The 7316-nt window shown below is 53.4% G+C and carries 6 protein-coding genes and 1 pseudogene; 3 read left to right on the plus strand and 4 right to left on the minus strand.

What is annotated here, in order from left to right; genetic code table 11:
* The first annotated feature begins 622 nt into the window (after positions 1-622).
* Complete coding sequence (locus ACR0A2_RS15525) at positions 623-1930, plus strand: AAA family ATPase (protein ID WP_171118234.1); 1308 nt, start codon at positions 623-625, stop codon at positions 1928-1930.
* Positions 1927-3036, plus strand: coding sequence for a ParB/RepB/Spo0J family partition protein (locus ACR0A2_RS15530; protein ID WP_480835932.1), 1110 nt, complete (start codon positions 1927-1929; stop codon positions 3034-3036). Before ACR0A2_RS15525 ends, ACR0A2_RS15530 begins: the two co-directional genes overlap by 4 nt.
* A gap of 878 nt (positions 3037-3914) precedes the next feature.
* Here the strand turns inward: ACR0A2_RS15530 and ACR0A2_RS15535 are convergent.
* The 3 genes and pseudogenes from ACR0A2_RS15535 to ACR0A2_RS15545 all read right to left on the minus strand — a co-directional run bounded on the left by ACR0A2_RS15535 (position 3915) and on the right by ACR0A2_RS15545 (position 6003).
* Entirely contained in the window at positions 3915-4589 is a 675-nt protein-coding gene (locus tag ACR0A2_RS15535; RefSeq protein ID WP_480835934.1) for a hypothetical protein, read from the minus strand.
* Positions 4590-4854: 265 nt separating this feature from the next.
* A pseudogene (locus tag ACR0A2_RS15540) lies at positions 4855-5247 on the minus strand (integrase core domain-containing protein); the annotation flags it as partial.
* Positions 5248-5658: 411 nt separating this feature from the next.
* Positions 5659-6003 carry a hypothetical protein gene (locus ACR0A2_RS15545; protein ID WP_480835936.1) on the minus strand — a complete coding sequence of 115 codons (345 nt, stop codon included), beginning with the start codon at positions 6001-6003 and terminating at the stop codon, positions 5659-5661.
* A 421-nt stretch (positions 6004-6424) separates the two neighbouring features.
* On the opposite strand from ACR0A2_RS15545, the gene ACR0A2_RS15550 reads away from it, so the two are divergent.
* Positions 6425-6928 carry a hypothetical protein gene (locus ACR0A2_RS15550; RefSeq protein WP_480446872.1) on the plus strand — a complete coding sequence of 168 codons (504 nt, stop codon included), beginning with the start codon at positions 6425-6427 and terminating at the stop codon, positions 6926-6928.
* Positions 6929-7117: 189 nt separating this feature from the next.
* On the opposite strand, the gene ACR0A2_RS15555 is transcribed toward ACR0A2_RS15550, so the two are convergent.
* Positions 7118-7316, minus strand: a 199-nt coding sequence (locus ACR0A2_RS15555) for a hypothetical protein (protein WP_480446871.1), incomplete at its 5' end; no start/stop codon positions are given.

Below are 7316 nucleotides of genomic sequence, written 5' to 3' on the forward strand. Positions count from 1 at the left end.
TTCGCCAGTTATATCGTGTCGTAATCAATGAGATGACACGCAGTACGCTGCGTTGCCGATGCTTGTCGCCTGACAACGCATATATGGTGAGCGCAGAAAGTATATCATATTTCAAGGCCGCCGCATTTCGCCCGACCGGTTTAGCCAGCTGCATACCCGTTCTCACCGCTCTATCTGCCTCAGACGGGTGTGTCCCGCCGATCTAGCGCTGTTTGCCAACGCTTTTCGTCATCTTGGCCTAATTAGCGTCCAAAGCTTCGATTCTGTCAAGAAGAGTCTGAAACAGGTCAGAAAATTGCGCCAATCCAGATCAAAAAATAAAAGAAATCTGGTGAAGTATTGGTGAAGGGGGACGTTCAGGATGACCCCTTATTGGCTTGTTATGTCCCCCCATATATCGCCGGTCCAGAAAGAATGCCCCCCTAAATACGGTTGAGGGCGTGTTGCGAATCGTCACCCTTCATCTTCTGCGCTGCCGAATCGGCGACGGCCTTGCAGGGCCTTGTTTTCTTACCCGTGGGTAAGACTTGAGTTTCATCATATTTTCTTTTGCGTAAAGCGCAAATCGGGCGTAAATAAGAAACGAACAGAAATTTACGTTCCAAACAAAGAGACATGAGGCATGTACACGCACGAAGACCTGAATGCATTGCGCAATCAATCTCTCAAACTCCAGGGGTGGATTCGCCAGCAGACCTTCAGCCCCGAGATGGAGAAGACACTCCGCCGGTTTTCGAGCTGGGAGGTGTCCGAACTGATCTTCCGGGTCAACCAGTCAACCTTTCGCGGAAAGCTGGCCGCTGATCCGTCTCTGCCCGGAGGCGAGGTTGAGCCCGAAGGGCGGCAGCGCTGGTTCAGCCTGGAGGAGGTGAATGAGTTGCGGCGGCGGCTCAAGGTGAATCGCAAGTCCCTCATGCCGCCGCGTCCCGAGGGCAAGCGGGCCATTCGCGCAGCCGTGGCGAACTTCAAGGGCGGGGCGGGCAAGTCAACGGTGGCATTGCATCTTGCGCATGCTGCCGCGCTTGATGGGTACCGTGTTCTTGTCGTTGACTTCGACCCGCAGGCCACGCTGAGCCATTCTATGGGCCTGACCGATGTCGCCGAGGATTACACTGTCTGGGGGATCATGGCGCGTGACCTGATCCGCGAGACCGAGCGCATGAACAACCGGCCCGCCGCGGCCGAGTCCGGCACCGCCCTGCCCCGCCGGGAACTGCCCCCGGCGATCACGGATATGGGGCTTGGAGATCTGCGGATCAGCGATTTCATCAGGCGGACGTCCTGGTCCACCATCGATGCGATCCCATCCTGTGCGAACGCGGCCTTCGTCGAATTTGCCTCGGCACAGTATCGCCACCTGAACCCTGAATGGTCTTTCTTTGCCGCAGTGTCCCGGTATCTGGATCAAATCCCTGACGACGCCTATGACCTGATCCTGTTCGATTGCCCGCCGGCCATTGGGTATCAGTCCATGAACGCGGTGTTCGCGGCGGACATGTTGTACATCCCGTCTGGCCCCGGGTACTGGGAATATGACTCGACCACGTCCTTTATCGGTCAGCTGGCAGAAGCTTTGGAGGACCTGGCCTATGGGTTCGACAAAACCTTACCCACGGGTAAGATCGGTCTTCCCAAAACCTTCTGCGAACTGCGGTTTCTGCTTACAAGGTACGAGCCCGGAAACGCGTTGCATCTGGCGATGTTTGACGCGTTCCAAAAGGTTTTCGGAGACCACGTCGCCCAGCACCCTGTTGAAATGACCCGCGCGGTCGAGCAATCCGGCCGCTTTCTGAGCTCGGTGTACGAAATGGATTATCGCGAAATGACCCGCGAAACCTGGCGTCGGGCCCGTTCGACGTTCGACAATGTTTACGAGGAATTCCGAGGTGTGATGCTGTCTGCCTGGGACAAGCTGGAGGATGACGCATGAGCCGCAAGCGCAGAATGTTTGATATCGACCTGCCCGCAATGGATGACATTCCTGTCGGCAAGGTTCCGGACAAGGTTCTTGAAAAGCGGCGAGGCCCGATGGCTGCGGCCATTTCGGAAAATGCCGATGCGCTGCGCGACCAGCAATCGACGGAAGAAACCATTCGCGCAGAAAACGATCGTCTTGCGCATGAACTCGTGCGCCTGCGGTCCGAAGGTCTGGTGACCGAACGCGTAGCATTGGCTGACATTCTGTTTGAAAAGCTGACGCGGGATCGCAAACCAGGGCCGGATCCGGAACTGGACGAGCTAAAAGCGTCAATTCAGGAAATCGGATTGTCCAACCCCATTCGACTTGAGCGTCGCTCAGACGGACGATTTGAACTGATCCAGGGGATGCGGCGCCTGTCTGCCTATCGGGCCTTGTATGAGGAAACGGGCGATGAGTCTTATGCCAGAATTCCAGCGGGTATTTCAGAGGCGGGCGATCTCGACAGCAGCTACCGGCGCATGGTTGATGAGAACCTGATCCGCAAGGATATCTCGTTTGCGGAAATGGGTGCTCTGGCGCGCGCGTATGCCGAAGACCCGGCAAATGATTGCCCGGATGTAGACAAAGCGGTTTCTACGCTGTTCAAATCTGCCAGTTACACAAAGCGGAGTTACATTAGGGCATTTGCCAGTTTGCTGATGATGTTGGACAAGGTTCTGAAACATCCGAACGACATTCCGCGCAACGTAGGCGTAGAGCTGAAGCGCAAACTGGATGCAACGCCCGGTTTGGTGCGCCAGGTAAGTGCCGCGATCATGAGCGAGCCGGACCGTGACGGAGCGCGTGAGGTTGCTATCCTCAGGTCATTTCTGGGCGCGCCGGAAACAAGCGTGGCGAAGAAGACTCCGGTTGAAAGCGCCGATAAACCACGACGTGCAAAGACCACGTTTCAGGTATCAGGACGGGCAGGGATCGCCAAGTGCTCGGCATCCAGTGGTCGAATTGAGTTGAGATATGATTTGGACTTTACGCGTGTTGATCGCAGCAAACTTGAGGCGGCAATAGCTGCTTTCATCGATGCTCTTCCCGAGGAAGACGATCTTACCCACGGGTAAGGTGTGGTTTGAAGGTCCGCGAAAAGGCGCCGGTCGAATCCGGCGCCTTTGTTTTGTCGCTAATGCCAGGGCGTTCTCAGCAAGGGATTCCTGCCCATAATTTTTTTGCCTTGAACTCGTGTCCCGTGATAGATGCTGCCGCAGCTTGAGACGGGGCTTGTGGCTTCGATCATTGATGTTGGTTCAGGAACGGTCAGTTTCACGGAGTGTTGTCGGGGCCTAAAACCACGGGGTCTTGTTCGGGTTCGCACGTTTAGATCACGGAAGGGCGCCCGATACCTGCTCGAGATTTCGGCATGCAACATGTGACACGGGAATAAGGTGATATGACGGCTACTCACTGAACACAATCTCGGCTAGAGCAGTTCCAAATGATAAGAAAAATTATCGGATATGATAGAAGCTTGGGGATGTACGAAAAGTAGCGATCAAAACGGTCAGTTTTTGCGCGTAAGGCGGGTGGGGGGTTTGCAAGATGAAAGATTTGAAGCTGGGTCGAACCCTTCGCCGGGTTCTGACCAAGCGAAAACTTTGCAACGGAACCCCGACGAAGCGTCACGCCGCGATGTATGGCGAAACAGTGGATATGTTCGTGTTTGGATTAGTTAGAGGAGCGCAGTAAGACCTGCGTCACGATCCCAGTAAGGAGGCCCTTTCCCTAAATGGTCGGCAAAGTAGTCGACAAAGGCCCGTACTTTCGATGGTACATGCCTACGCTCTGGAAACGCGGCGTACAGCGCCTGTTCGGGCATCATGAAGTTGGGGGCATTGCCGACTTGTCTGCAGGTTGTGAACGGGCTACGACAGGAACGAGGTTCCACTCTAATGCAGGAGATATGGTAACTCTCACCCGAGGTTACCGTATCGCCCTCTGGATTTTATGTTTCCGGGCAGGCCCAGATCAGATCATCGTCTGGACGGTAGACAACTGCACCCTTGGTAAGCGTCTTGTCCTCATCGAGTGGAGTGACCTCGTAAGGTGTTCCACGATCAGCGCTAAAGTACGTCTTGTCCTTGTAGGTCAATCGCTCGATATGCGCGCGAGGCTTGAGATTGCCGCCCGCCATGCACTCTTTCGCAAAGACCGTATCAGCCACGCGGAAAACAATCATTTGAACGTCGTACGCTGTGAACGGTGAGAGCTTGCCTTGAGTATACATTCCGACCGCCGTGTAGGATCCCAGAATGTCATGATAAGGGTTATCGCAGGGCCATTCCTTACTGGAGGTGCGCGTCAAAAGAGTGTTTCTTCCGACCCTCAGGAAGTTCTCATTCTCAACTGCAGCCGCTCCCAACCCTGGCGCGTGAAGTTGTTTGACGCCGTTTTCAAGGAAGATCTCGGCCCTTCCCGAAGTTGATGTCGGCTGATACCCTTCTTTGAGGATACAACCTTCTGCAACCACTGCACCATCCTGAACAAAGACGCGCATATGGATCGGCTTCCCAACCATGCGCCATTCACCCATGAATGGTGCGTAATCTTTGGTGACTTGCGCTGCCAAAGCTACAGGAAGGATAAACAGGGATGCCACAAACGCGGTGACTGTCTTCATAGTTCAAAACTCTCCTTTTTGTTGACGGCAAGCTGCAAACAACAACTCACCTTTGCAAGCCTAAAGTGCTAATTTATAATGGTTTCTCATCGTAGTGTTGCGTGGCTTTCTCTAAAATCATTTTGATAGACTTCCGTCCGGCTAAGGGCACAGTGGGTTGGGCATTTTGGTGCTTTTATCGAATACCGGACTGTCCGTCGTCAGAGTTTTCCGGACAGCGCAAGCAGTTTGGTAACGGAGGCTCTGGTTCGATTTCTGTCTGAGTTTAGGCGGCGGCGGCTTGATGCTGCAACCGGCGTTTTCGGATTGTCTTTTTCTTGATCTTCTCTCTCATCTTCAGGATCTTTGCCCCGCGACCGTGGTAGACATCGGCAGGGGTCAGGTTCTCCAGACTCTCGTGTTAGCGATGGTTGTCATAGGGGTCGACGAAGGCGCCGATCTGACGTTCCAGGTCGCTTGGCAGGAAGTAGTTTTCCAGCAGCACGCGGTTCTTCACTGTTTGGTGCCAGTGCTCGATCTTGCCCTGGGTCTGCGGGTGATGTGGCGCACCGCGCACATGATCCATGCCTTTGCCTTCGAGATAGTCAGCCAGCTCGGCGGCGACAAAGGAAGAGCCGTAATCGCTGAGCAGCCTCGGCTTGTGCACCACGGTCGCTTCTCAAATACTTTTGAAATCAAATGAGAATCTGCTTACTAGACGGCATCAAGGATACCGCCTCTAGAAGGGGGCTTCATCTGTATTTTCATCCCCGACTGACACGCCTGAGTTTTCAGTATGGTCGACAATAAACCGTGCGCGTTCGTTAAGTACGTCAAATGCTATGATTTCGGGTTGGCGCAGGTTTCGGCGAAAGCCTTCAAAAGCCTGGTAGCGCGGTGCGTTTAAGTAAGAATTGCGTCGCCACCGTGAGTTTCTCTCTGTTTCAGCCCAACGCCACCAAACTGGGTCAATCTGACTCACCCTTACATGTACGGGTTGACCACCTGGATTCTGTTACAGTTACTGTTGATCGGGGCAGGGGGCACCTGATCCCCCTTTTGGTCCCCTTTATTTCAATCGCGATCTTAATTATGCTTCTTCGCCGGTATCGCAGATCACTTTCCGCAGGTTCTTGATGGCCTGAGCCGGAACGTCTTCAGGGTCGAGGAACCCATCGGATACAAACCATCTTGAGTATTTTGGCTGTTCGCAATCGACATACAAGACACCGAAGAACTCACCGAGTTTGCCTTCGCCACGGATGTAAACTTCGCGGTCAAGTTGCTCTTCGAATGCTTTGTCTTCAGGAGTCGCTCGCCACTCTTGTGAGTACGGCGGCGGAAGATCATGCGTGTCAGAGTATAAATGGATGGTCTCAGCCACGCTTGCTGATGCGACCATTCCGAAAGTTACTGAGAGGACTATTTTTTTCATTGTGTTCTAGTCGCCTGTATTACACTTGGTGGAGCCAATTTCATTAGGAATATTGCGTCGTCAAGGCAATCAGAATGACACCAGAACAACGCGTCATCCACACTAATATCCTCCGACACCTGAGCAGCAATGACTATTCGGGTGCCAGGAAGCATGAGTGTGGTAGCGAGGTCTCACGAGCTTGTACCGCGGCAAATTTCGCGGATTTGTTGATGTTCACTGTTTGCAGTGAGCTGGACCACAGGTCGCCGGCAGAAGTAGCGCTGTGAACCAGGTGGGGTGTTCTTGCTGAACCGGACCCGGCCGTGGGAGTGAGTTCGGATCACCTCGATGGCCGGGAGACAGCTCACTTTTGAGTTGAAGAACCCAACCCAGCCTTTATTAAAAGCAGAACAATTTGTGGTTTCAAGTAAGGCAAAAAATGAAAAAATTTCTCGCTTCCACTGGTGTGATGGCATTGCTTGCGTCGAGTGCAACAGCAATGGATGCTGACAGAGAGGCTATTGTAAACGAGCAAGTGGACAGATTTGTTAATGCTGTCGGTTGCGTGGGTTCAGAAGCCGAAAAAACGTTGATTGCGGATCTTGGCACAGACGATTTTGATATTAGCACATATATCGCATTTCCTGTTGCGGACGTAGGCTGTGCAGGTGGAACAGGAACAGCCGCTTTCACTCCGGTCGTTGTGCGTGTTCCTGAATATCGGCCTTTTGCAGCCTATGTCGACATGTGGGCTACGACCGAAATTGACATCGTCGGTATGCCGTCACGGGGATTGACATCAGTAGAAGCGCTCTCGCCCACCCGACTTCATATCGTCGGGAAAGACTTAGCTGAGGATGATTCAAACTGTTGCCCGTCGAAATTGGTTGACCGCGTTTACCGTTGGGAGCGGGGTGGGTTTTGGCTGCCCGAAATTGATTGAATAGCTTCCAGGGTCAGCCGACATTCGTGCCCGGCTGACCTGACTTCTTCCACCCATTCAATAAACTGCTTTTCCGTCTTTATGCCGGTCGGAGAAGAGCCCATGGCAACCAAGTTAATGATTGCCATGGGCTTGTTGTGGAACGACTGCCTCATCGAGACCAATTTAGGTGTCCGAAGGGCGGTCCTCTTAACCAGATTTACCTAGCCGTTCCACCGGCGTAGGGCGAATGTTTTTCTCTTTGTCGCCACCGCCGCCACTACCGCCGCCAACCTGGGGAAGCGGAATACTAGGCGTGGTTCTGTCGCAAATTTCTTTGAGAGTTGTATAGACGAAACTGGTGAGCCGTTTATCCCGCAAGCTGGATAAACTGCTGAAACGGACGGAT

The organism is Ruegeria sp. H8 (genome assembly GCF_056532905.1).

Coding starts and splice junctions, on each gene's coding strand:
- ACR0A2_RS15550 (WP_480446872.1), top strand. CDS start 6,425: ATGAAAAAATTTCTCGCTTCCACTGGTGTGATGGCATTGCTTGCGTCG.
- ACR0A2_RS15525 (WP_171118234.1), top strand. CDS start 623: ATGTACACGCACGAAGACCTGAATGCATTGCGCAATCAATCTCTCAAA.
- ACR0A2_RS15545 (WP_480835936.1), bottom strand. CDS start 6,003: ATGAAAAAAATAGTCCTCTCAGTAACTTTCGGAATGGTCGCATCAGCA.
- ACR0A2_RS15535 (WP_480835934.1), bottom strand. CDS start 4,589: ATGAAGACAGTCACCGCGTTTGTGGCATCCCTGTTTATCCTTCCTGTA.
- ACR0A2_RS15530 (WP_480835932.1), top strand. CDS start 1,927: ATGAGCCGCAAGCGCAGAATGTTTGATATCGACCTGCCCGCAATGGAT.